The following is a 26,176-nucleotide window of genomic DNA, read 5'->3' on the forward strand; positions in this document are numbered from 1 at the left end:
GGTTTTCCCCTCCCTTATACTCAGGATAATTGCTGTGCCTTCAATTTGAGATCATTCAATATCTGCATCGCCTGAAGAGGCGTCATATTCATGACATCGATATCTTTCATCGTACGGATGAATTCTCGCGCTGGTTTATCCACCGCAACTACATCCGGTTTCGTTGCCACACTCGGCTCATCATCCCCAAAGATGGACAGTTGAACCACATCCGAATGGTTTGCGGCGGACTGTCCTTTGCTGTTTGATTTCCTGGCATGTTGCTTCGCAACCGAATCTTCAATAGAAGGTGTGTACTCTGCACTCTCCACAATCTCGCGTTCCCGGATCAATGGTGCTGAATCCGTGTGCTGAAATTCTCCACCTTTTAATTTCAAGCCTTCTTCCTGCTTCTCGTTTCCGATATATTCACTGCCCACAGCTACTTGCGCGGCCGCATGTTCGAACCCATGCAATAGTCCATTCGCCCGCTCAATAATGCTATCAGGCAGACCTGCAAGGCGTGCACAATAGATACCATAACTGCTGCTGGCTGCCCCGACAATCAATTTGCGCAGGAAATTAACTTTGTCACCACTCTCCTGTACCGCCATCGAGTAGTTGGCCAGCTTATCCAGACTCTCCTCCAGATGAGCAAGCTCATGGAAATGAGTTGATACAAGGGCTTTACAGCCGATAATATCATGTACATATTCAATAACAGACTGAGCAATCGCCATACCTTCACTGGTCGACGTTCCCCGTCCCAATTCATCTATAATAATCAGACTACGTGGTGTGGCTTTGTCCGTCATAACCTGAATGTCGGCCATCTCCACCATGAATGTGCTTTGTCCACCAATGAGATCATCCGCGGCACCGATCCGTGTGAAAATGCGATCCATGATCGGCACTTCCGCCTGACCCGCAGGTACAAAACAACCCACTTGCGCCAAAATGGAGATTAAAGCGACCTGTCGCATATAGGTACTCTTACCAGCCATATTTGGTCCAGTAATCAGCAGAATACGTGCCTCTTCCTTGGTCATTGCGGTGTGATTGGCAATAAATGCACCATCTCGCATGACCGCCTCAACGACCGGATGGCGTCCTTCTTCCACAACCAGATCATAACCGTCGGTCAACGTAGGACGTACAAAGTTTCGCTCAGCACTGATCACCGCAAAAGATTGATACACATCAATTTCCGCTACCTGTTCAGCCAGCTTTTGCAGTCTTGCGATCTCTTTGTTCAGCCGCTCGCGCAGTTCTGCAAACAGTCCATACTCAATATCAACCATTTTGTCCTGAGCTTCGAGAATCAGCGTCTCTTTTTCCTTCAACTCCGGCGTAATGTAACGTTCTGCATTGGCAAGTGTCTGTTTACGTTCATAACGTCCCTCTGGCAACGCGGACAGATTGGACTTGGTGATCTCGATGTAATAACCAAACACTTTGTTATATCCAATCTTCAGCGATCGAATGCCTGTCGCCTCACGCTCTCGCGCTTCCAGCTCCGCAATCCACTGTTTCCCGTTGACTGAAGCCTCACGCAATTCATCCAGACGTTCATGGTACCCTTCACGAATCAGGCCTCCGTCCCTTACCGATACCGGTGGCTCGTCCACAATGGCTTGCCCGATGGCATCAAGCAGATCATTACAATCATCCATCGTTTCGGCAATATGCTGCAATGTTGCGGAAGATGATCCTGCGCAATGTTGACGAAGTCTTGGAATTTTCTCCAGTGATGATTTGAGCGCATTCAGGTCACGACCATTGGCATTACCAAACGCAATCCGGCCTACCAAACGCTCCAGATCATAGATGTCTTTGAGTTCTGCCCGCAGGTCCTCACGCAATATAAACTGGTTGTACAACGTATCCACTGCTTCAAGACGCTCATTAATCTTCCCTTTTTGCAACAATGGCTTATCGACCCAGCGACGCAGCATTCTTGCACCCATGGACGTCTCCGTCCGATCAAGCAACCAGAGTAATGAACCTTTTTTGGAGCGTTCACGCACCGTTTCCACCAATTCCAGGTTTCGGCGGGTAAACGGGTCCAAGATCATATAATGATCCGGCTCATACGTTGAGATTTGTGTTAATTGTCCCAGAGAACGTTTCTGTGTCTCACTCAGATAGGAGAAAAGACGTGCAATACAGGCTTGACGTTCAGGCTCTAGCCTTGCCCACACAGCCTCGCCAAACTGCTGACGGACCAAATCTTCCTTATTTTTTGTCCACGACGTGTAGACCACCGGGCGTCCGATTGGAGATGCCTCGGCTTCTACCGTTTCAAGCAGCGCTACATCCCCCACCAGCTCCGATGGTTCGTAGATGCCGATTTCATCCTTGAGCCATTCCTTGGAATAGGGTACGGATGTCACATACAACTCACCCGTTGACAGATCACAGGCCGCGAGCGCCAGCGTATTTTGATTACCTGTAAGACACACCATGTAGTTGTTGGATTTGTCCCCCAACGTTTTGCCTTCCATCACCGTTCCGGGTGTAACCACACGTACAATTTCACGACGTACCATGCCTTTCGTTACACTCGCATCTTCCATCTGTTCACATATCGCAACTTTATAGCCTTTTTCAATCAGACGCTGTATGTAATTGTCAGCCGAATGATAAGGTACACCGCACATCGGAATTTTGTCATCCGTGCCTCCGTTACGTGCGGTCAGCGTGATCTCAAGTTCACGGGAAGCATTAATCGCATCCTCGAAGAACAGTTCATAGAAGTCACCCAATCTAAAAAATAGAAAAGCATCTTGTGCTTCGGCCTTCACTTGCAAATATTGTTGAATCATTGGCGTATACTGAGCCATGATGAATATCCTCCATCCCGTTCCTATAATGTCAGGAAGAAACGCGTCCTGGAAGGACAATAAGACGGTCAGGCACTGTGTTTGCGCCTCCGCCTTATGTGTTGGCTAATCGCCACTTCCTTCAAGGGTTGCTGCTCCATATCTTCCGTACTAGCTTATTACTCATAAAAGACTTGTTTCTTATTATATCAAAAAAACGTCCATACTTCATGAACCTGCCCGAATATTCCAGAGTTTGCGAATATCGCGGCTCTCATCCCAAGTTCTTCCCAGTTTTAATTGAAGGATTAACGGAGACGCATATCGTTCATAACGTGCATATCCATCCAACCTCTTCAGATCATCTACGAGTGCTGGGATGTGTTCCTTAATCACTTCGCGCTTTCCCTCATAAAAAGCGGCATGAACCTCAGCTTTCGCCAACGGACGCTGCCGTAATTGAGTATACCCGCTCGCGATCAGACCTGCCAAGGCCACAACACCTTTCGCAACAAGGGGCGACACAAGAAAGCTGGGTAACGTACGATACTCAAACCCACCATAGGATTTCAGACGAAAATCACCAAGTGCTCCATAACGGGGTCGTCTTCCCGCTCCACGGGGGTCTTGCAGAAATGCCAGTGGCAATGCCAGATAATTGTCCAGTGCACGAAGCAGTTCCCCGGTAAGATTCACCCCGCTAAAATGAATATGACCACCCAAAGGTAACCCCCGTTGTGGCATCCCTCCTGCCTGCCAGATGAGCGAGTGATCACTGATGCTGCGGGAAGCGGCTGCGAATGCCCTCATCAGATGAGCCAGCAGTTCTCGTGGTTCGGAGCTGGGAGCAGGCCGCAATTCGGCAACCGGATATATGCGCCGTCCACCAATCGTCACGGAATCACAGCCTGCCATTCCTGTACGTTCAAGAAATTTGGAGGCGGGTACGATTTTAGATTCCGGCATCTGAACCAGCAGGAACTCGGGGTCCATGCCTAGTATTGGAATGGGTCTGTGACTCACTTCCTCATCTAGCAGTTCCTGATGCTGCTTCCAGCTTTCCCTATAGGTAGCAGCAAGGTTGGTCACCCCTTTCCAGGGACACGGATCAATCGAAATCACTGCACAGCCGCCATTCCCTGAGGATTCCATTCGAACAGCTCCATGATCCAGTCCTAGCGTATACAGCGTTTTGATCGCAAGTCGTTCTATGCGCTTGAACAAGGTGGAACTCGCTTCACGCTCCAACAGAGTTTCCTGTGCCCCTCCCATGCCACTAGTATCCTTGCGTTTGATCCGGATCGCCTGCAGACAACTTATCTCTACGTCATAGCGTACGCGCAAGCCTTGTTCACGTTTGCGCCGATCGTGCAGTGACAATACTTCAATGCCTGCCTGTTTCAACCGTTCTACACGTTCTCCAGAAGTCATCCTTTCATATCGGCTTAGCGCTTCCTCCGCTTGTTCCATCACATTCATTACGTCCCCCCTCCCGGATCATGCAACTAAAATAAAAATAACCCCGCAATGCGGAGCCTTCCCGTGAAAGGTATTCCAGGCACATTGCGAGGCTCGTTACCACCCATTTTTTAATATTTAAGAAGAAAGAGGGCTTACGCCCTCTTCACCGCGCCTTCTGGCGCATATGATACCTTAGGTTATCAAATACAGGCGTCAAACTCACAGCTCATCGTCGAGCAGATCGGGATCGAGATCGTCATAATCTCCATCGGCACTGCCAAAGTCATAGTCCTTGTCTTCGTAATCACCGCAACCATCTGTGCAGACCTTCACACAAACTTTAGTCTCGGCAACGAGTTCCACAGCGAATTCCCGTTCTACCCGGATAATTACACTGCTTCCACCTGCTGATACTGTGGCTTCCACACAGCTAGGTTCCTGCGTTGCATCCGCAGATACCTCCACTGTGGAAGTCCGGTGTTTCGGGTCCAGATAGGACAAAGGTACATGTTCTACATACGAGACCGTTTCTTTGGCTACATCCGTCTGCGAATTCTTGTCGTAGGAATACCAAATGTTGATATCGTAAGTACCAATAACTTCAATTCCGTCACCCGCTGATACGGCTTCATATTGGTGGTTGATAATCCAAGCCCCCAAAATACTTGTCGGACCATTTGGCGGAGTCACGGTATGTGTTACGGTAGAGAACTTACGACCTTTGCCGCAGATCGCCTTCGTGATAATCTCTCTACATTGATGTTTATGACTCAATGACATCTTTAAACCTCCTCCATACAATCATTCACTACAAGTGTATGCAGGGCATTCGTCTAGGGTGACAACTATTTTCTATTATTCGTTTGTAGATTGGGACCGGTCCGAGATTGGGGACGGTGCTTTGTCCTTCTTCGCGACTTTCAGATACAGCGCGAGTTCGCGGCACAGCTGGAGAATTGCAGAACGAATCTCGAATTCTTCCCTTGTATCCGGCAGCTCCATACGTTTGAATTCTTCTTGCACATCTGCAAGAAGTTTTTCAGTTCGTCCCGTGTAGGATTCAGTGAGTACGTCCTGACTAAGCTGATCGAACAGCTCCGATACCATCTCCGCATGTGGCATCTTCTGATAGATCTGGGACACGAGATGCATCATGTGCTGGATGGAGTCCAACTGCGTTTTGCGCATATAGAAGTAGACGCTCCATTCCTCATTCGGATGAATCACCTGATTCTCCAGAGAACGTTTGGCAGCATCAATACCGCCCAGAATCGCTTTATCTGCTTCAATCAGCTCTCTCCCCGTCCATGCTTCATTGGGATTACGCAGCGTGGCCGCAAATTCCTTGAAAATCTTCGAGAAGAGTTCATCGATTCGTTTGCGAATGCGCAGCATCTGTGGATCTGCTGCCGGCATATAGGCCAAGTTAACGGCCATTGCGGAACCAAGACCAATTAACAGCAAAGCAATTTGTACGAGGATGACATGCACGTCCATCTCCCCGCCGCCAAACACCCGAAACACCACAACAGAACCTGTAACAATACCTTCTTTGAAGCCTACCCGGACAATAGCCGGGAATGCGATCAATATGTATACCGCCAGCACCCAATAATGGAAGCCTAGAAAGTGAAAAAGTACACTTGCAAATAAAAGTCCAACGACGGAAGCAAAGAACCGCGCCGATATGGTGCGAATACTTCGTTTTCTCGTTACATCCACGCCAAGAATGGCAAGCAATCCCGCTGATGTTGGTCCCGGCAAGCGACACCAGTCTGCAATCAATACAGCCATTAATGCGGCGATTGCAGTTTTAATTACCCTAAAACCCATTTAACATTCCATCTCCTCTAAGCTGCAAAAAAATTCTTAGCCAGCTCGTCGCCTCATTCATTTGAACTTCTTGTCCACTAGTATGTCTCATCCAAATGTAAACTAGACGACATCAACCGACATGCGCATGCATGCCGGTCACAGCAACACGCCCCGAATGAGGGACGCTGGCCAGTTAGATCGTTGCGACAGAACCTCAAGGCCCTCTTCTCCAATCATCGCATTCATTCCGGATCTGCGCGGAATAATCATACTAAATATGGTACTTGATTTTATGATATCGAGCAATGTGACACCCCTTGTGAAATTGTATACATATCATACCCGGTCACATTACGAGTAAAACACTTCCGAATCACCTGCGGCCAGCCAGCATTTTGCGTTCTGCATAGACAACAAGTTGGTACATGGCTGTTGCAACTGCAGCAATAATTAACAGACTAGATAATACAAGTGTGAAGTTGAATACTTGGAATCCGTAGATAATGAGATAACCGAGTCCTTGTTTGGCGACAAGAAACTCACCCACAATTACACCCACCCAGGCCATGCCCACGTTTACTTTCAAGGTCGATACAATCGCCGGAAAAGAAGCAGGTAATACAACTTTCGTAAAAATCTCGGAACGGTCTCCACCAAACGTACGAATCACTTTAATATAATTGGGATCCACTTCATTGAAGCTGTTATACACGACCAGTGTCGTTATAATGACCGTGATGGACAACGTAGTCATAACAATCGCTGTAAAACCAGCGCCAAACATCACAATAAAGATCGGGCCAAGTGCTACCTTTGGCATACTGTTGAACACAACCATATAGGGGTCCAACACTTTTGACAAAAAAGGAGACCACCAAATTAAAACCGCAAGCAAGGTTCCCACCAGTGTTCCCAGTAAAAAACCAACTGCCGTTTCCCCTACGGTTACCCCAACATGTGCCCACAACTCGCCACTAGCGATGTCCTTGCCAATCTGGGCAAAAACCTTACTCGGATAACTGAATAACAGTACATCAATCCAACGGAGTCTGCCTGCCACTTCCCATAGCAAAAACATACATACTAGCATAGATAACTGTACGGCAAGCACTTGATGTCGCCATCTGGCCACCTGCTGAATATGATTCCGATGCAGCTGCCCCATCCATTCGTCACGCTTTTCCTGCTTCGGATTCATTGGATTCACGCGTCTTCCTCACCTCCCCCGGACTGATCCAGTTCACTCCACAAAGCCTGAAACAACGCATTGAATCCTTCTTGCTCCCTGGCATGAAACGGCTGAGATTTACGAATTCCATCGGGAATGATAAATTCACGACGGATGCGGCCCGGATTGCGATCCAGTACAATGACGCGGTCACTGACCGCAATGGCTTCAGACAAATCATGAGTGACGAGAACAGATGTTTTGCCAAACTGTTTTAACGTGTCCGAGACCAGATCCTCCAATTGCAGCTTGGTTTGATAATCAAGTGCTGAGAATGGTTCATCCAACAATAAAATCCCCGGATCGGTTGCCAACGTGCGCACCAGAGCCACTCGCTGTCTCATACCCCCTGAAAGTTCTGACGGGTACTGATTCTCCGTTCCAGCTAACCCCATACTTACCAGCAGTTCCCGTACATGCTCACGGCTCCGTTCATCCAGTCTGCCTGTCAGTTCAAGACCAATCAATGCATTATCCAGAATGGTCCGCCATGGAAACAGATAGTCCTGTTGCAGCATATAACCAATCTGTGCTGAGGGGCCGGGAGCGGGCTTGCCTTTAACCTTAACCTCTCCTCGGGTGGGTGTGAGCAGCCCGGCGATGATCGACAACAATGTCGTTTTACCGCATCCACTCGGTCCAACCAGACTAACGAACTCTCCTTTTTGGATCTCCAGACTCAAGTCTTCAATCACCAAGGAAGCTTCCCGCTCGCTGACGTATACTTGAGAGATCCCCTCCAGTCGGATCACACTTTCGGATTCAGGCATTCTGCTCACTTCCTTTCCTGAATACCCCATTACTTTGATTTCGTAGCTTCTTCCGCATAGGCATTATCCACGATGGCATTCAAATTCACACGTTCTTTCAACTCTCCGGCGGCACTCATGACATCAAGCAGATTGTTCCACTCTTCCTCATCAATGATCGGATCCGTTGCATAGCTGCCCTGTTCCTTATAACGGTTCACACTACTTACCAAAATGGCTGGATCGATGTCTTTGAAAAAAGGAGAAATGACTTCAGCAATCTCTTCAGCCGTATGGGAATCCACCCATGCCTGCGCTTTGTATAGACCATTCGTAAACTTCTGTACGATATCCTTATTGTCGTTAAGATAACTCTGTTTCGTCATGAAGACGGTGTAAGGCAGAAGACCACCTTCTGTGCCAAACGATGCAACAACCTTACCCCGACCTTCTTGTTCAAAGATGGATGCCTGGGGTTCAAACAGTTGAACATAATCTCCCGTGCCTGAGGCGAAAGCAGACGCAATGTTAGCAAAGTCTACATTTTGAATCAGCTCCAGATCACTTTGCGGATCAATGCCATGTTTGTTCAGTGCGAACTCCCCTGCCATTTGCGGCATGCCGCCTTTGCGTTGACCGAGAAATGTGGAATCCCTCAGTTGCTCCCAATCGAAGCTACCTTCTGTGTTACGAGCGAACAGAAATGTACCATCCGTCTGGGTGAGCTGGGCAAAGTTAATGACCGGATCTTCCGCTCCTTGCTGATAGACATATATGGACGTCTCCGCCCCTACCAGTGCGATATCCACCGAACCCGCGAGTAATGCCGCCATCGTTTTGTCACCACCAGCAGTCGTTTGAATCTCCACCTCAAGTCCCTGCTCTTCAAAAAAACCTTGAGCCACAGCCACATACTCCGGTGCGTAAAATACCGAACGAGTCACTTCACCAATCGTAATCTTGGCTTCATTCTCTTCCTTATTACAGCTGGTGAGCGCCACAATGATAATCAGCAGAATCACGATGCCCCGGACGAACCATGGCGTGTATTTCATGTTGTTTCCCTCCTTCACTGGTTTCAGCAGTTTCTCTCTATTATGGATATGCCGATGCCCAGCAAAAGGTTAAGAACTTAAATGCAAAAAAGAGCCGGGCAATGATGCCCGACTCTTCAGCTCTTCAAAATGTTATTCAATATGTTATTTATGGGTTACCTACAGCTTGTAAATCTCGGCGTATTTGGCTTCCAGATAATCGGCCAGATAATCCGGGTTCAATTCTTCACCCGTTATCGCAACAATCAATTCGGAAGGTGTACGACTTTTGCCATACCGATAGATCTTGTCTGTGAGCCATTCCTTAATTGGAATCAGATTACCTTCGGCAATAAGGGTATCAAACTCCGGCATTTCCTTGCGCAATGTATGTAGAATTTGAGCTGCATACATATTACCCAGAGAATACGAAGCAAAGTAACCAAAGTCACCACCGGACCAGTGAACATCCTGAAGAACGCCGTCTCCATCATTCGTTGGCATAATACCGAGGTATTCCTTGTATTTTGCATTCCAGGTCTCCGGCAGGTCCTTCACTTCCAGACCATCATTGAATAACATTTTCTCAATCTCATACCGGATAATAATGTGCAGGTTATAGGTCAGTTCATCCGCTTCAATCCGAATGAGTGAACTCTCCACCCGGTTGATTGCACGATAGAAATCTTCCAGTTCAACCTCGCTCAGTTGCGGGAAATGCTGCTGCAAATCTTTGTAATAACGTGTCCAGAATGGCAGGCTGCGACCAATCATGTTTTCCCAAAGACGGGACTGGGACTCATGAATCCCCATGGACGTTCCTTCGGCAAGAAGGGTACCCGCCAGACTGTCATCAATATTTTGCTCATACAGGGCATGTCCGCCCTCATGTAGTGAACTGAAGACTGCGCTTGCTACATCATCTTGCAGATAATGTGTTGTGATTCGCACATCACCCGGGTTAAGACCCGTTGCAAAAGGATGAACACTCTCATCCAATCGTCCAGCTTCAAATTCATAGCCCATTTGTTCCAAGATGAACAGACTAAATTTTTCCTGCTGTTCGGTGTCAAACAACTGATTCAGGAACTCTGTATTCGGCTTGTTTTCTGAAGCATTAATCTTCTCTTGTAGAGGCACCAAACGTGCTTTGAGGCGGGCAAATACAGCATCCACTTTCTCAACCGTCAGATCCGGTTCATACATATCAAGCAACGTATCATAACGTGTATCCTTCACACCCCAATAATCAATAAACTCCTGTTTGAGCTTAACGATATCTGTTAGATATGGGGAGAAACCTGCAAAATCACTGTTATGCTTAGCAGCTTCCCATGCCGTTTCTGACTTGGCCGTGAGCACGGTATATGCTTGTACTTTCTCAGGTGGTACGGATTGACTGCGATCATATTCTTTCTTGCAATCTTCAACCTGACGACGATCTATATCTTCGAGCTGTTCCAATACCGCTGGAGTCGTTAATGCATCCAGGTAAGTCTTCATGTCAGCCGAGGTTTGCAGCTTGAATGCTTCGGTGGACAACATACCCAGCGTCTCGGAACGAGTCGGAACGCCTTTTTTCGGCGCACCTGTGCGCAGATCCCAGTGAAGCAAACCAATGGCTTCATGATAGCTCTTAATTTTACGAGTCAGATTACGGAAGGATTCCAAATGTTCCTGTGTTTGTTTATCCATTGTTATCGTTCACCTCTTCAAAAAAAATGTTATACCCTATTGATGATACTTTTTGCATTGCGTATAATCAACTTTTAACAGATGAAAATTGCATTATTCTCCTAAAGATACGTGTTCAAAAAGTCTGGTTTTCATTACCGAGAAGATAGAAATGGCGTTCAAATTTGATGCTGATGATGCCCTCAGGCATGATTCGTAATCAAAAGTGGACTTTTTGAACAACCTCTAAAAGGTTTGGATTAATGCCATCTGCTGACCGTGAAATACTATTAACGCAAAGGCGCGTAGGACAAGCTGCATCGAATGCAAGTGGCCGTGCTCGTCGTATTGGATAACAGGAGGCAATGGACATGAACAACATTCAAGAGATTTTGGCTTACAACAAAACATTTGTCGAGAGCAAAGAATACGAAAAGTATACGGCAGGCAAGTATCCAACCAGAAAGATGGTCATCATCACTTGTATGGATACACGTCTGGTGGAAATGCTGCCCAAGGCCATGAACCTGAAAAATGGCGATGTAAAAATTATTAAAAACGCTGGCGCAATTATTTCTCAGCCCTTTGGATCTGTCATGCGTAGTGTACTTGTCGCCATCTATGAGCTGGGTGCAGATGAAGTCCTGGTAGTGGGACATACAGAATGTGGTATGGCTTCACTTCACGCAGAAACCATGATTGGACATATGGTAGAGCGTGGTGTATCGGAAGAAGTCATGACTACTCTGGAGAATTCGGGCATCCGTTTGCAAAAATGGTTGCGTGGGTTTGACAGCGTCGAAGAAGGGGTAAAACATACTGTGGAAGTGATCAAGAAGCATCCTTTACTTCCTCCCAATGTACCCGTCCACGGCATGGTCATCGATTCTGCCACAGGTGAGCTTGATCTTGTCGCTGAGGGGTATGGACAACAGGCATCTCTCTAAAATGGTTTGGAGTGCGGACCTTATGGTTCGCACTTTTTTTGTCTAAATTAAGGCAGTTGTTCTGTCAGGTTGTCAAACCATACAGTTTCAGTGTACACTTTTTATGAAAGCGGTCAAAGAAAGTAAAACGATTGTTCTCTCTGACCTAGCCCTAATATTAAGGAGACATGTGCATGAACATACTTTCCTACGGATTGCTCGGGCTGCTTACCCGCGAGGAGTCATCGGGCTATGATCTGATGCTGAAAATCCAGCCACATTGGCAGGCAAAACACAGCCAGATCTATCCACTCCTGTCCAAGATGGAAAACGATGAGTTATTGGCCTCCCGCTGGGTACAACAGTCTGACAAACCAGACAAGAAAATGTACGCAGTTACGGAAAAAGGCATTGAAAAGCTCTTGGAATGGATGATTACTCCTGTTACCGCACCGGTTACACGCGATGAATTTAATTTGCGTATTTTGTGTGTTGGCATAGCGGAAGACGGAAGCATGAGACGTATTCTAAATGAGCGTAAAAGCTGGTTTATGGAACGCATACGTTATTTCGAGGAACTGAAGTCACGTATACCTCTGGATAATCTTCGTGTAGGCAACCGAGATTTTGGAAGCTACATCCTGGTACAAAAAGGGTTAATGCACGCGCAAACAGGCCTGGAATGGTGTCATTGGGTTACCCAATTGCTTGATGGCCAAGCTGCAATTCAAGACCCAAGTCCAAGCGTTTCAGAAAGTTAATAAAATTTGAAACGTTCCTGCAAGTTGACCGTATTACATGAGTAAGGCCCATTTTTGGGCGATTCAAACAAATTAATCGGGGGGTTACGATCTTTACAATGAAGAAAAAATTCGGAGTTAAACATCTAATGATGGTATTTATGGCCTTTACATTATTGTTCGCAACAGTGGGAGTAACGAATCCGGATTCTGCGGATGCAAGACGTGGTGGCGGATTCAAATCTGGCACAAAAAGTTATAGCAATACACCTAAGAAATCCGACTCCAACAGTAACGTGAATCAATCCAATTCCGGTAATAAATCCGGTACTGGTGCAGCTGCAACTCGTGGTGGTGGATTCTTCGGCGGTGGCGGCGGATTCATGAAAGGCATGATGCTTGGTGGTCTTGCTGGTATGATGTTCGGCGGATTGTTCGGTGGCATGGGCGCTCTGGGTAACATCCTTGGATTGCTCGTGAACGTTGCAGCAATTATGTTGATTGTTATGCTGGCTATGGCACTCTTCAGAGCCATCTCCAATCGTCGCAAACCTGCAGCGGATGGTCGTTATGACCGCCGCAATGATCGTGATGATGACCGTAACAGAAACGGACGGTACTAATCTCTATGGTTCTGAGCATGGATGAAATTGTGAATGCAATCTGTATTCATATGGCAGAACGTAAGGGTGTACGTCCAACCGATGTGAATGTAGAACTGAGCTGGGAAGAAGATACAGGTTATTCCGCTGAAGTTTGGATTCAAGGCCGTAGTCAATATCTGGTCGAGTCCAATATGATTGAAGCGATTCTTCGTTACTTGCACAATGAATACAACATCCGGGCGTACCGTGAGGATGTACGACTTGATCTGGATGAAGAAATCACAGCAATTGTCAATCAATAAACTAGGTCAAGCAATGACCTGTTATACTAAAGACCGTCTCCCTTCTGTCGCCTGACAGAGATGGAAGACGGTCTTTTTGTTTCTGTATTTGTGGTTTTATTTGTGTGTCTATTGCAGTCTCTATACGTGTCCTTATTACATTCTATTTCTTGGACACTACGACTGAAGTTTAACCAGGCTGTAGTTCTTCTTACCTTTACGGATAATGATGAATTTACCGCCAATGGCATGCTCTGCCGAGACTGTGAATTCAAGCTCTGTGATTTTCTCACCGTTCATAGAGATAGCGCCTTTAGTGACATCCTCACGCGCCTGGCGTTTGGATGGCTCCAGCCCCAGATCTACAAGCCAGTCGACGATATTTTTCGCTTCGCCGTCCGTTTCGAATGTTGGCATTTCCTTGAAGCCCTGCTCGATTTCATTTGCTGTCAGGGAACGGATATCACCACTGAACAGCGCCGCTGTAATACGTTTAGCCTGTTCGAGCATTTCTTCGCCGTGAACGAATTTTGTCATTTCTTCCGCGAGTGCTTTCTGTGCTTCACGTCTGTGCGGCTCTGTCTCTACCTTTTCAGCCAAAGCTTCGATTTGTTCTTTGCTGAGGAAAGTAAAGTATTTCAAGTATTTAATGACATCACGGTCATCTGTATTCGCCCAGAACTGGTAGAACTCAAATGGTGTCGTTTTGTTCGGGTCAAGCCAGATTGCGCCGCCAGCTGTTTTACCGAATTTGGTTCCGTCTGATTTGAGCATGAGTGGAATGGTCAGACCGTACGCCTTCGCTTCAGATCCTTCTTTTTTACGAATCAGATCGAGACCACTTGTGATGTTACCCCATTGATCCGAACCACCGATTTGAAGCTGTACATCTTCGTTTTGGAACAGGTGCAGGTAGTCGAGTGATTGAAGGATCTGGTAGGAAAACTCGGTGAACGAGATTCCGCCTTCCAGTCTGCTCGCAACCACATCCTTAGCCAACATTGTGTTAAGGTTAAAGTTTTTGCCGTAGTCACGCAAGAATTCAATCACATTGATTTTGTGCGTCCAATCGTAGTTGTTGACCATGCGAACCTGATTATCACCGTCTGTTACGAACAACTTCTTCATCTGCGCTGTAAGTGCATCCACATTCTCCTGCACTTGCTCCATCGTTTGCAAAGAACGTTCTGCCTGCCGACCACTTGGATCACCAATCGTACCTGTAGCTCCACCAATCAAAATAACTGGACGGTGTCCTGCCAGTTGAAAACGTTTCAGCATCATGAATGGAATGAGATGTCCGATATGCATGCTATCCCCCGTAGGGTCAACGCCGCAGTATAGTGAGATTGATTTAGTTTCAGTCAACTCACGCAGTCCCTCTGCATCTGTCTGCTGGTTAATGGCGTCACGCCACTGTAGTTCATCAATAATATTCATTTGTATAACCCCTTTTCTATCCTCAAGATTCAGTCATGATCTACGTTAAATTACGAAATTACACGCTGGAACGGCTTTTTTGGACACAAAAAAATCGCCTCCTTGTCTTCATTAGACACAGGGACGATTATCATAACCGTGGTACCACCCAAATTGCATGGACAACACGTGACCTTAACACGTTATCCATACCACTTTTGGCAATATATCGTTTGCCCATCCGCTTGGCATTACCCAAGTACTCCAGAGTGTAATTCGCAGCCCTTGTATGTATCAGGTTCCATCAACCCCTGACTTTCTGTAACAGGGACAAAGCCGCTACTGCGCTCTATCAACGTGATTCATGTATTCAATTTATAGCAAGTATAGCCGAACGTTTCAGTCATTGCAAGACCAAGTATTAATCTTCGAACAGAACAACGGATGCATAGTTGAAACCAGATTATATAATCATCATGTTCAATTTTCCGTAATAATAACCATAGGCTTTCTCCGCGATCTGATCCTCATTGTTCCAAAACTGCTGATCCAGCGCATCTAAATGCTGCTCTTGTTCCTTTGTCAGGAATTTCGGAATATCCCACAGTTCAGTAAGCCTTTCATCCTCTTTCAGATGCTCAATACAGCCGTATGCTGACGTTATAATCTCCACGACTTGAGTCGCATCAATGATATGTAATGCCCGCAACGCGTAACGGTATACCTCTTCCCCCCAGTTACAGAAAAACTGTATAAAACCGCCGTTAAAGACATCCGCCTCTAATAACCATAAAGCTGCAATGTCCTGCTCGTTCGAAGTCAACGATGCCCAGCCCTGTTCAGATTCATTCTTTTTTTCGACAAATAACACAGCATATTCATACCATACATCATTAATATCTTGCTCACTCACGTAACACACCTCACTTTTCTATTTGCTCAGTTCCTTCATCACTTCATTTGTATAGTTCAAATGCGTTTGTTTATTATCCACGCCATGTCTTTTCAACAATCCTCCTAGTTCTGTATCTGTTCCCCAGGGAAAGATGTACTAACATCGATGACAGAATGAAAAAATGAAAAAGCTGCCGAAGGCAGCCTCTTCATTCCATACTGTTCAATCAGGTTCCACAAAAAGTCTGATACGAAGTATTGCATTGGGCTGGTAGTTCGGCATATTCAGCCTGCTCAGGTGAGTGCTCAAACGGATCTGAAAGAACTGCCAAAAGCTTCTGCATCACGCTAAGATCTCCGTGGTTCTCCGCTCGCTCAAGAGCTTCCTCGACCCGATGATTGCGGGGGATGACCGCTGGATTGCTTGTTCTCATCAACTGCCTAGAGACTTCCTTCTCCCCTTCCTGTCTGTCCAATCTTGCTTGCCACCGCTCATTCCATTCAGCAAATTCTGTCGTGCCAAACAAAGTTGTTCCTTCGAACCTGTCAAAGGTCAATGCCAAGAACGTATTGGTGTAATCTGCACTATGCTTCTCCATGAGTTCAAGAAGATCCTTAATCAGCGCTTCATCTTCGGCCTCTTCATCCAACAAGCCCAGTTTGGCACGCATTCCCTTGAGCCAATGATGATGGTACAATTCAGAAAATTGTGCGATGGCATCCTGAGCGAGTTGCACGGCCTGTTCTTCATCTTCATGCAACAACGGCAGAAGCGTCTCGGCAAAACGAGCCAAATTCCACCCGGCAATATACGGTTGATTGCCATACGCATAGCGACCTTGTCTGTCAATGGAGCTGAATACGGTCGAAGGATTGTAAACATCCATAAAGGCGCACGGACCATAATCGATGGTCTCACCACTGATCGCCATGTTATCCGTGTTCATCACGCCATGAATGAAACCAACACGCTGCCACTGGGCAACGAGTGCCGCCTGCCGCTTAATCACTTCCTGAAGGAACAAAAGATAGCGATTTTCGGCTTGGGCAACCTTAGGGAAATGTCGATTCAACGTGTAATCAGCCAACGCCCGAAGATCTTCAATAGACCCCCATCTTGCTGCGTACTGAAAGGTTGCTACCCGGATATGACTGGAAGCCACCCGGGTCAATACGGCACCAGGCCGCTCTGTTTCGCGGATAATGTTTTCTCCTGTAGACACCACTGCCAGACTGCGAGTCGTTGGAATACCCAGTGCATACATCGCTTCACTAATAATATACTCTCGTAACATAGGCCCTACAGCAGCACGTCCATCTCCTCCACGAGAGTACGGTGTTCTCCCTGAACCTTTCAGCTGGATATCCACTCGCTCGCCCTGTGGCGTAATCTGTTCACCCAGCAGCAAAGCACGCCCATCTCCAAGCATGTTAAAATTGCCAAATTGATGTCCTGCATAGGCCTGAGCCAAAGGCTCGGCTCCTTCCGGGATCGAATTACCTGCAAAAATTTGCGCTCCTTCATCACTGTCAAGAGACTCCACATCCAGTCCCAGGCTGGATGCAATCAATCTATTGAAAATGATCAGTTTTGGTGATTCAACAGGCACTGCGCCCTGACTTGTAAAAAAGGGTTGCGGTAACTGCGCATAACTATTCTCCAAGTTCCACCCTTTGTTCAACGTTTCTTGTTGCATGGTGATCACAACTCCTTTTCTGCACCAGGGATATCCCTTGGTTATATTGTAGCCTTGTGAACCAATGCTCATTTATGTAGTCGCATGGAAATTCAATTGAAGAGGTTGTTGACTTAAACGAACATATTAAATGTTCTTGATGAAACTTTAGCATATTTGCATGCCTTTTGCATTCCTCATGAATCGTAAGCACCAAAAAATCCAAGAGGTTTCTTTGCCAAGTGGAATCATTCTCTTGCATTCCACTTCCCAGAAAACCATCTTGGATCCATTCCACTTACTACTATAGATGACACGTCTGTTATTACAAGGATTACGTGTGTGCTTCTTGAGCCTGTACAGGCTGTACTGGCACGCTCTCTTTTTTCAAAGCAAGGTTAAAGAAAACATTAAGCAGGATCGCTGACAGGCTTCCCGTTATAATACCATCGCTAACAATAATCCGAATACTTTGAGGAAGCTGAGCAAACAGATCGGGTACAGCAGTAACACCGAGCCCAAGTGAAACGGAGCAAGCCACGATCAATAGATTGGATTGTTTGCCAAAGTCGACGTTTTGCAGCATTTTTATCCCGGATGAGACGACCATTCCGAACAGGACAACAGTCGCTCCACCGAGGACAGCACTTGGAATAATGGTTGCAAAAGCCGCTACCTTCGGAATGAGTCCCAGAAAGACCAGAATACCTCCAGCTGCAACAACAACATTGGTCGTTTTTACTTTGGAGAGCTGAACCAAACCAACATTCTGTGCAAATGTATTGTATGGAAAGGCATTAAAGATGCCGCCCAGGACAAACGCAAGACCTTCTGCGCGATATCCCCGTGCCAGATCTTTTTCGTTGATCGGTTGATCACAGATTTTGCTCAAAGCCATAAATACACCTGTTGATTCGATGATAACCACCGTACCTACAATAATCATTGTAATGATTGGACCGATTTCGAAGGTAGGCCATCCAAAGTAAAAGGGTTGAGGTAAATGGAACCAAGAGGCTTCCTGTACAGAGGCAAAATTCACTTTTCCCATGATGGCTGCGATGAGGGTTCCCACAATAATACCAAGGAGAACAGCCAGGGATTTAACAAACCCGCGAGCATATCGATTCAGGATTAGAATAAAAAGTAATACGCCAAATGAAAGCGCCAAATTATCCAAACTTCCGAAATTCTCGCTGTTTGCTCCACCCGCCATGTTTTTAATGCCGGTTGGGATTAACGCAAGACCGATGATGGTTACCACTGTACCGATCACAACTGGCGGAAACAATTTGACGATTTTGCTGAAAAATACGGCAAAGATGACGATAAATAACCCCGCTGCGATGATCGACCCATAAATGGCGGGAATTCCGTACTGCGATCCAATTGCAATCATCGGTGTCACCGCTACAAAAGAACTTCCGAGCACCGCTGGCAACCCAATACCCAAGTACTTCCCTTTCCGAGCCTGAAGCCATGTTGCAATCCCACACGTTAACAGGTCAATGGATACCAGATATGCCAACTGCTCTGCAGTCAGATTTAGTGCTCTGCCCACAAGCAAAGGCACCAGAATTGCTCCCGCATACATCGCGAGTACGTGCTGAATCCCCAGTGAAAAAACTCTCATCTTTTTGGTTTCTTTCATCCCACGTTGCCCCCCTGAAATTAGAATCAACCGAACCGCTGCAAAATCATGTTATGTTGATTCACATTATATAAACTATTCAGGGAAGTTCCATGATTCATAACATAGAATTGTGATAAGAGATAAAGAGCCCAACTAAAATTGGGCGTGTTATACAAAAGGTACTCTCAAACGGTTTACGTCGCGTTATATTAGTTAACACAGAATAACGAAAGTACTCTTTACACTCAGAAGCAATGAAAACATGAACTTTGGATTTAACTTCAGTGATTCATGTAAATGCATAATGTCAGAACATCAATTTTTCCTATTCTCAGCTTGTCGAGTTAAGAGCTTGATGTTAAAACGTTGCTCCATGACCTCTCCGTTCTGGTGAACCCTCTCCGTAAAAAACACTTCTTCTCTGTTCATCAGGACAACGGATGAAGCTCTGGTCCCATAGTCGAATTTCTCACTTTTAACGAAGATGGGAGAAAGCAAACGTTCCCATTCCAATGGAACACCTGTATGGGGTAAAAGCTCATCCACTGAAGGGTCTGCCATTTGCAACAAACCTAATATTTCTTCTGTCAGGATAGCTTCGTCCTCCCCTTGGATGATTTTCTCCAGCCCTTCTTTCCCACGTTTCACCTTGGGCCAATCTGTATTAATCAAGTGATTACTAATCCCGTATATTCCAGGTTTCAACTTCATCACAACATTACCCACATTAGAATAATAATAGAGGTCGTCAGGATCACCTACTAACAAATTGTAGCCAGGATAATCATTGCGACTTCTCTCCGCGTGTTTTATATATTGCTCAGGTGTGGACGTTCCCTTTAAAAAATCAGCAACCAGATCTCCTCTTGAGCCCTTGGCATGTACATCTTCATTCGGATCACGATAATTCGTGACAGCAGCCAGACGCCCCTCTATGGTTACGCCCATCCAGGTTCCCATTTTCGACAAATCCCGGCCAGCCAATATATGAGGATGATCTTCCCAATAGTGTGCTTGAGCCGTAGGTCTGTGATAGAATTCATCCCTATTTGATCCCAATATAAGCGGATACTTTGGATGCATGTTGTAAGCAAATAAAATTAAACACATGGGAATCTTCAACTCCTATATTCATTAAACCTCTGATTTCGCACCTTTATATCGTATAATCAACTACAATGACATCTTCTACCCAACCATCGAGGGAAGCTACAAATGCCTGATGAGCAGGATGTGGACCATAGGCGCGTAATGCCTCCTGATCTTCAAACGTCACTCGCAAGCCAATCGTGTAACCTTGAATACGGTCCGTTTCTTCCGTTGCATTGATTCCTGCGGTCAGCCCGACAATCCCCGGGATTTGTTCCTGTAACGCGAGCAATTGATCCACCCATTCCTGCTGTTTGGCTAGTGTGGTTTTATCGTTAAATTTAAAAACAACCAAATGTTCAAACATCTTGTTATTCCTCCCATGTCCATTCGAATAGTAAGGCAATTTCGTTAAATGAAGTCAATTCAACAATTCCAATCCGCCCATCATATAGGGGACCACTCTGTTGGCTAATTCAGCCGGAGATTCCTGCCCGCCTTCCATATTCCATCGATATGTCATTCCATAGATCGACCAACTTAGCATGGTTGCCGTAATTTTCAGCGTTTTGGGATCTACATCCCCCGCTACTTTGCTCATTAATTCAAGAAGGAATTGCTCTAGCTGTGTCTTGATGTTTTCTTCAATAATCGGTGCAACTGTCTCATATTTTTTGATGCATCCATTACTTGAGACGTGATAATCACATAATGAAAATATAAGCTGCTGTATGGTTTCGGCTGAAAACCGGGCATCCGGGTCCACCCTTTTCGTTACATATTCCATAAAAGCATCCGATAACAAGGCTTCAAGCAGTGCATATTTATCCTGAAAATGGGCGTAAAATGTAGCCCTGTTAATTGTGGCTTGTTCCGTAATGTTTTGAATCGTAATGCTGTTGAAATTTTTAAGATTCAATTGGTTCAAAAATGCATCAAGAATTAATTGACGCGTGCGGATCACACGTGGATCGTTCGAGTTTGGAGACAATACACCAGACATGTCCCAATCCTCCTTTGTGCACAAAATATTTGGTTAGACTCCTTCATTATAGATAAGTGTTATTTGTTCAACAAGTAAAAGTAAGTGCACAGACACCATACAATAATCCGTGTCTTTCGCTTAAGCAACAAATTGCTCCGATTGTTGGTTGAGCATGCCGATAGACCTTGTTAAGATTGCACTCGTACCCGCTTGAAGGTGCATAATAATGGAGGTGCTTAGTTTGAGTAATCAACAACATAACGTTATTTCTACAGAGCTTCTGTTTCAACCATACACTGTTAAAAAGTTAACCCTGTCCTCGCGCATCGTCATGTCCCCCATGGCTCGTGCTTTTTCCCCGGACGGTGTCCCGGGCCCCGATGTAGCCGCATATTATCGTCGGCGTGCCGAGCATGGTGTTGGACTCATTATTACCGAAGGTGCGACGATTGAGCATCCGTCTGCATCAAGTGAGCCTAGAATCCCTCATATGTATGGAGAAGCAGCTCTTCAAGGCTGGGCTGAAGTGGTCGAACATGTTCATGAAGCCGGCGGCAAGATTTTTCCGCAGATTTTACACATGGGAATCGTTCGTCCTTCAGGATCTAACCCACACCCGGAAGCTGCGTCACTGAGTCCATCAGGACTCGATATGGAAGGTACTCAAGTAGGTGAGCCAATGACGGAGGCGGAGATTGCAACTGTGATTCAAGCTTATGCAGATGCAGCAGCCAATGCGCAAAGCATTGGTTTTGACGGAATTGAGCTTCATGGTGCACATGGTTTTCTGATCGATCAGTTTTTCTGGAAAACAACGAATAGGAGAACGGACCGCTATGGTGGTGACCTTCAGAAACGAACTCAATTCGCGGTTGAACTTGTAATGGCAGTTCGTGCTGCGGTAGGTCCTGATTTCCCTATTGCGATGCGGATTTCCCAATGGAAGATGAATGATTATCAAGCCAGACTGTTCGACACCCCCGAACAATTGGAACAATTCCTTCGTTTGTTAGTTGACGCAGGTGTAGATATCTTTCACTGCTCGACACGACACTTCTGGGAGCCCGAGTTCGAAGGATCTGAGCTTGGATTTGCAGGTTGGGTAAGAGAACTGAGTGGTCAAACCACTATTACAGTCGGTTCTGTGGGTATGCCAGATGAGCCTGAAGCAGGAGTAGATAAAGCAACACATCCAGGTATGGGCGAACTCATGAAGCGATATGAGCAACAGGAATTTGATCTGGTAGCTGTGGGACGTGCACTCCTTGGTGATCCGGCATGGGGTGCCAAAATACGTGAAGGACGCGTATCCGAGATTCAAGCTTTTACACCTGAAGCACTCGCTATGTTAGACTAAGAACAATTACTAATTGTTCCAGAGACTTTCTCTCCCATATATATAGGCTTGAACTCATGAATCAACTATACTTAGCAAAGGGCTCGCTTTCCCTCCGGGATTGCGGGTATTTTGTTTTTAGAGATATCTGTCCGTTCAAACACTTCGAGCAATAGCAATATCGTTCAAGAAAATTCCTTCTTTGCAACCTATAATGACCTTACTTACCAGAAAGAAGGTGCATCATGACTCGGGAAGTCCGGACTGTAGTATTTGATACCGATCTATTGCTAGAAGCTTATCAATTTGAAGGCATTATGCAGAAGTTTCCCAATCATTTTCATGACTATTATGTCATTGGATTCATTGAACAAGGCAAGCGACACCTCGTCTGCAACAACGAAGAATATATTCTGAATAGCGGAGATATGATTGTCTTTAATCCACATGATCCTCATGCCTGCGAACAAGTCGATGGCAGAACCCTTGATTATCGTTGTATCAACGTCCAGCCTGAGGTTATGCGAGAGTATGCGAGAGAGATTACTGGACAAGCTTACTTGCCACGGTTTACATCCCCCGTTCTCTACCAGAGTGAACTTGTGGGTTCCCTGCACGAGCTGCATCAGATGATTCTGGAAGAGCAATCGGATTTCTGCAAAGAAGAATTGTTACTCTTACTACTGGATCAATTGCTGCGAGATTATTCGGATGCTGAACCGCCTGTTTCCACTCAGGATGTTACCGTAGAGATTAGACGTATATGTGATTACATAGAAGCTCATTACATGGAGAGCATCTCGCTGAACGAGTTGGCCGATTTGACAGAGATGAGTAAGTACCACCTGCTGCGTTTATTCACTCGCCAGAAAGGGATATCACCTTACCGCTACCTGGAAACGATTCGCATTAATCAAGCCAAACGTCTGCTGGAACAAGGTCTGCTGCCGATTGAAGTAGCTGCACAGACAGGATTCAGTGACCAGAGCCATTTTACGAATTTTTTCAAAAAACTGATTGGCCTGACACCCAAGCAATATAGACGTATTTTCAATCACGATTCGGAGTTGAAACGAATCACCACTAACATCGTATGACAAGTCATCTTGATCATCAAAACACTAGAGCCTCTACCGGACATTTACTCGCTTTGTTTACTATACTGATCTGGGGAACTAACTTTGTCTCGACGAAGGTTCTGTTGATTGACTTTATTCCAGTGGAAATTTTATTTTTCCGTTTCCTGATCGGGTATTTGGTACTGTTATTGATCTCTCCACGTTCACTGCGGATTGCCTCATTCAGAGAAGAATGGTTATTTATTGGAGCAGGACTATGTGGGGTGACGTTATATTTTCTTATTGAAAATATTGCTCTAGTGTACACAACAGCTTCCAACGTGGGTGTTATTGTCTCCATTGCCCCGTTCTTCACTGCCGTGCTCGCACACTTCTTCTTAGATGGCGAGAAGTTGACTCGCCGCTTCATTATCGGATTCGGGATTGCCTTGAGCGGCATAATACTCATCGCACTGAACGGCAGTTTCATTCTGCAACTGAATCCGATAGGTGATCTGCTTGCTTTCATAGCACCTGCGGTATGGGCGATCTACTCTGTGTTAATGCGGAAAATTGGCCAGCTTCGTTATCACACCATTGGCGCGACTCGCAAAGTATTCTTCTATGGCCTGATCTTCATGCTACCAGCTCTATTCCTGTTTGAATTCCATTGGGAACTCGGACGCTTCACGAACATGACCAATCTCTCCAATATTCTCTACCTCGGTCTGGGTGCCTCCGCGTTGTGTTTCGTGACCTGGAACCGGGCCGTGAATCTTCTCGGAGCTATCAAAACGAGCGTATATATCTATCTGGTGCCCGTCATTACTGTTGTGTCATCTGCACTGATTCTTCAAGAGCAGATAACCTGGGTGATTGTACTCGGTGCGTTCTTAACCCTATTTGGCTCTTACATTTCAGAGCGAAAAGGACATAAGCTTAACAACAAAAACACTAATCCGCATAGGGGTTAGTGTTTGCTTCATTTTTCACTGATATAACTGGACATCGTGTGTGAGCACCGTTGACATGTAGCAGAAGTCATTCATTTTATCTCATTCAATTGAGACATCAGAATCTCCAGTTCCTCTTGCTGCAGATGACGCCATTGCCCCCGCTCGAGTTGATCCAGCGTAATATTCATAATTCGTACACGCTCCAGCTTGAGGACTCGGTATCCCAAGGCTTTGCACATTCTGCGGATCTGCAGGTTGAGACCTTGTGTCAGAATAATACGAAATACATTGTCACTTTGCCTATACACTTCGCAGGGCTTGGTCACGACGTCCAGAATTTCAACGCCTTTAGACATGGACTTTACAAATTCGTCGGGTACGGGTTTGTCTACAGTCACTACATATTCTTTATCATGATTATGCTCCGAACGCATCATCTTGTTCACAATGCCTCCGTCATTCGTAAGCAAAATCAGCCCTTCAGATGCCTTATCCAACCTGCCTATCGCAAATATGCGAGAAGGATAATTCATATATTGAATGATGTTCCCCTCCACATGTTCTGCTGCTGTGCAGACAATACCGATGGGTTTGTTCAAAGCAATGTAGACAGGTTCGCTGTCATTACGAGGAATCTGATTGCCATCAATGAGTACCACATCGTGAGGTTCAACTTCCGCCCCTTTTTCACATACCCTGCCATTGATCGTTATGCGTCCGGCCGCAATTAAACGGTTCGTTTCCCTGCGGGAGCAGAATCCCGTTTCACTTATGTATTTGTTAATTAACATGTGTCACCGCTTCTCATCTATAGTATTGCCACTGGTGCTTAGAGTGCTGGTATGTTCATTCGCTTTGTGCAATGAGTTAGTACCTTGTACTGATTTTCATTCCACATCATCTCATTTATACTGAAACGAAGCAATGAATTGTTATATAAAAACACATACAACGCTATATATGAATGCCAAAATACAATCTGAAAGGAGTCTCTCATGTACAAAGTTACTCGATTTACAGTTGACCCCAATGATCCAAACCAAGACTCTGGCATGTGGATTGGTGGAGAAACTGCATACGTTTCCGACTGGCCGCTTAACCCTGAGGGTCAGCCTTTATTACATCTGTTCTCCATCAATTGCAATACACTTTCACAGCAGGTCCATATCCCTTCCTTACCACAAGATAAATATATCTCGGTCTTCTCGACATACTCCGCCTCCGAATACTTTCTGGATCAGGTAACCTATATGGGAGATGAGCTGGAATGGAACGAGAATATTCTCGCCGGATGCACTTATGTCTCAGTATCTTCGCATCCACTCACTTCCGTATGTCCCGTTCCACCCATTCCGTTAAGAGGCGTACGTTTAATCGAAGTGGAGTTAGACGATCAAGATTTCCCTGCATTTTCATTTTTCTCTCCCACTTTACCAAACGGTGTGAAAGGAATTGACCATTTGGTAGAGGAACATCAACTGGTGTGTCAAATATATTCCGGAGATTTTCCTGAGCCTTATCGGGATATATTGGGTCTTCCCGATGCAAACGGTTATTTATTTTTGCGAAGTGGTCCCGCGTCTGCGCACGCACCATTCGATGGAATATTCTTTGTACAGACTGCTTAATAGCGATACGTTGAGGTCAGGTATCATTATATAAAACGTCTAATCAGAACGTTTCCCGTCTACCTAGACAGGGAACGTTTTTTTTATATATGCACGTTTTACTATTCTCGATCAATATAGATGCCAAACCCTGTTAAAAGGTCATATGGATTGGATCATATTTATCCTTTCGACACGAAATCGTTTTA

At 45.8% G+C, this 26,176-nt stretch carries 24 protein-coding genes and 1 other annotated feature; of the genes, 8 read left to right on the forward strand and 16 right to left on the reverse strand.

The window, feature by feature from the left end; all coding sequences use genetic code 11:
* Nucleotides 1–20: 20 nt before the first annotated feature.
* From mutS to J2Z28_RS10515, 8 genes are all read right to left on the reverse strand, one after another.
* On the reverse strand, nt 21–2,822 hold the full coding sequence (mutS, locus tag J2Z28_RS10480) for a DNA mismatch repair protein MutS (RefSeq protein WP_211082429.1): 2,802 nt from the start codon (nt 2,820–2,822) through the stop codon (nt 21–23).
* A 207-nt stretch (nt 2,823–3,029) separates the two neighbouring features.
* The gene (locus tag J2Z28_RS10485; RefSeq protein ID WP_244988212.1) at nt 3,030–4,280 is read right to left on the reverse strand and encodes a putative amidoligase domain-containing protein; all 1,251 of its coding nucleotides are present in this window, start codon (nt 4,278–4,280) and stop codon (nt 3,030–3,032) included.
* Between the two features lie 201 nt (nt 4,281–4,481).
* On the reverse strand, nt 4,482–5,042 hold the full coding sequence (locus J2Z28_RS10490) for an outer spore coat protein CotE (protein ID WP_017687912.1): 561 nt from the start codon (nt 5,040–5,042) through the stop codon (nt 4,482–4,484).
* Nucleotides 5,043–5,117: 75 nt separating this feature from the next.
* The gene (locus J2Z28_RS10495; protein ID WP_211082430.1) at nt 5,118–6,095 is read right to left on the reverse strand and encodes an aromatic acid exporter family protein; all 978 of its coding nucleotides are present in this window, start codon (nt 6,093–6,095) and stop codon (nt 5,118–5,120) included.
* A gap of 355 nt (nt 6,096–6,450) precedes the next feature.
* Nucleotides 6,451–7,242, reverse strand: a complete 792-nt coding sequence (locus tag J2Z28_RS10500; RefSeq protein ID WP_370511416.1) for an ABC transporter permease — start codon at nt 7,240–7,242, stop codon at nt 6,451–6,453.
* 38 nt (nt 7,243–7,280) lie between these two features.
* A complete protein-coding gene (locus J2Z28_RS10505) occupies nt 7,281–8,075 on the reverse strand; it encodes an ABC transporter ATP-binding protein (protein ID WP_211082431.1) in 795 nt (264 codons plus the stop codon).
* Between the two features lie 29 nt (nt 8,076–8,104).
* Nucleotides 8,105–9,109: an ABC transporter substrate-binding protein gene (locus J2Z28_RS10510; RefSeq protein ID WP_211082432.1), complete on the reverse strand. Its 1,005-nt coding sequence runs from the start codon at nt 9,107–9,109 to the stop codon at nt 8,105–8,107.
* Nucleotides 9,110–9,268: 159 nt separating this feature from the next.
* Nucleotides 9,269–10,783: a carboxypeptidase M32 gene (locus J2Z28_RS10515; protein ID WP_211082433.1), complete on the reverse strand. Its 1,515-nt coding sequence runs from the start codon at nt 10,781–10,783 to the stop codon at nt 9,269–9,271.
* 350 nt (nt 10,784–11,133) lie between these two features.
* On the opposite strand from J2Z28_RS10515, the gene J2Z28_RS10520 reads away from it, so the two are divergent.
* From J2Z28_RS10520 to J2Z28_RS10535, 4 genes are all read left to right on the forward strand, one after another.
* Entirely contained in the window at nt 11,134–11,709 is a 576-nt protein-coding gene (locus J2Z28_RS10520; protein WP_211082434.1) for a beta-class carbonic anhydrase, read from the forward strand.
* 173 nt (nt 11,710–11,882) lie between these two features.
* On the forward strand, nt 11,883–12,449 hold the full coding sequence (locus J2Z28_RS10525; RefSeq protein WP_211082435.1) for a PadR family transcriptional regulator: 567 nt from the start codon (nt 11,883–11,885) through the stop codon (nt 12,447–12,449).
* Between the two features lie 98 nt (nt 12,450–12,547).
* Nucleotides 12,548–13,051 carry a hypothetical protein gene (locus J2Z28_RS10530; RefSeq protein ID WP_026081018.1) on the forward strand — a complete coding sequence of 168 codons (504 nt, stop codon included), beginning with the start codon at nt 12,548–12,550 and terminating at the stop codon, nt 13,049–13,051.
* Nucleotides 13,052–13,056: 5 nt separating this feature from the next.
* A complete protein-coding gene (locus J2Z28_RS10535; protein ID WP_211082436.1) occupies nt 13,057–13,335 on the forward strand; it encodes a YxcD family protein in 279 nt (92 codons plus the stop codon).
* A 156-nt stretch (nt 13,336–13,491) separates the two neighbouring features.
* Here J2Z28_RS10535 and tyrS read toward each other — a convergent pair whose 3' ends face one another.
* The 7 genes from tyrS to J2Z28_RS10570 all read right to left on the reverse strand — a co-directional run bounded on the left by tyrS (nt 13,492) and on the right by J2Z28_RS10570 (nt 21,028).
* Nucleotides 13,492–14,754 carry a tyrosine--tRNA ligase gene (tyrS, locus tag J2Z28_RS10540; protein ID WP_211082437.1) on the reverse strand — a complete coding sequence of 421 codons (1,263 nt, stop codon included), beginning with the start codon at nt 14,752–14,754 and terminating at the stop codon, nt 13,492–13,494.
* 116 nt (nt 14,755–14,870) lie between these two features.
* Nucleotides 14,871–15,098: a binding site (T-box leader), on the reverse strand.
* 98 nt (nt 15,099–15,196) lie between these two features.
* On the reverse strand, nt 15,197–15,646 hold the full coding sequence (locus J2Z28_RS10545) for a DMP19 family protein (RefSeq protein WP_211082438.1): 450 nt from the start codon (nt 15,644–15,646) through the stop codon (nt 15,197–15,199).
* 208 nt (nt 15,647–15,854) lie between these two features.
* Nucleotides 15,855–17,324, reverse strand: a complete 1,470-nt coding sequence (locus J2Z28_RS10550; protein ID WP_211082439.1) for a protein adenylyltransferase SelO — start codon at nt 17,322–17,324, stop codon at nt 15,855–15,857.
* A gap of 313 nt (nt 17,325–17,637) precedes the next feature.
* Nucleotides 17,638–18,954, reverse strand: coding sequence for a nucleobase:cation symporter-2 family protein (locus J2Z28_RS10555; RefSeq protein WP_211082440.1), 1,317 nt, complete (start codon nt 18,952–18,954; stop codon nt 17,638–17,640).
* A 297-nt stretch (nt 18,955–19,251) separates the two neighbouring features.
* Entirely contained in the window at nt 19,252–20,046 is a 795-nt protein-coding gene (locus J2Z28_RS10560) for an NRDE family protein (protein WP_211082441.1), read from the reverse strand.
* 46 nt (nt 20,047–20,092) lie between these two features.
* A complete protein-coding gene (locus J2Z28_RS10565; protein ID WP_211082442.1) occupies nt 20,093–20,392 on the reverse strand; it encodes a Dabb family protein in 300 nt (99 codons plus the stop codon).
* Nucleotides 20,393–20,446: 54 nt separating this feature from the next.
* Complete coding sequence (locus J2Z28_RS10570) at nt 20,447–21,028, reverse strand: TetR/AcrR family transcriptional regulator (RefSeq protein ID WP_211082443.1); 582 nt, start codon at nt 21,026–21,028, stop codon at nt 20,447–20,449.
* A gap of 223 nt (nt 21,029–21,251) precedes the next feature.
* Here J2Z28_RS10570 and J2Z28_RS10575 point away from each other — a divergent pair, with 223 nt between their 5' ends.
* From J2Z28_RS10575 to J2Z28_RS10585, 3 genes are all read left to right on the forward strand, one after another.
* Complete coding sequence (locus J2Z28_RS10575) at nt 21,252–22,367, forward strand: NADH:flavin oxidoreductase (RefSeq protein WP_244988213.1); 1,116 nt, start codon at nt 21,252–21,254, stop codon at nt 22,365–22,367.
* A 224-nt stretch (nt 22,368–22,591) separates the two neighbouring features.
* Nucleotides 22,592–23,443: an AraC family ligand binding domain-containing protein gene (locus J2Z28_RS10580; RefSeq protein WP_211082445.1), complete on the forward strand. Its 852-nt coding sequence runs from the start codon at nt 22,592–22,594 to the stop codon at nt 23,441–23,443.
* A complete protein-coding gene (locus tag J2Z28_RS10585; protein WP_211082446.1) occupies nt 23,440–24,378 on the forward strand; it encodes a DMT family transporter in 939 nt (312 codons plus the stop codon). Before J2Z28_RS10580 ends, J2Z28_RS10585 begins: the two co-directional genes overlap by 4 nt.
* 71 nt (nt 24,379–24,449) lie before the next feature.
* Here the strand turns inward: J2Z28_RS10585 and J2Z28_RS10590 are convergent, their stop codons facing one another.
* Complete coding sequence (locus J2Z28_RS10590) at nt 24,450–25,151, reverse strand: pseudouridine synthase (protein ID WP_211082447.1); 702 nt, start codon at nt 25,149–25,151, stop codon at nt 24,450–24,452.
* 204 nt (nt 25,152–25,355) lie between these two features.
* Here J2Z28_RS10590 and J2Z28_RS10595 point away from each other — a divergent pair, with 204 nt between their 5' ends.
* A complete protein-coding gene (locus J2Z28_RS10595) occupies nt 25,356–25,988 on the forward strand; it encodes a hypothetical protein (RefSeq protein ID WP_211082448.1) in 633 nt (210 codons plus the stop codon).
* Nucleotides 25,989–26,176: the final 188 nt, after the last annotated feature.

Origin of the sequence: Paenibacillus xylanexedens (assembly GCF_017874615.1) — a bacterium.
GTDB classification, from domain to species: Bacteria; Bacillota; Bacilli; order Paenibacillales; family Paenibacillaceae; genus Paenibacillus; species Paenibacillus xylanexedens.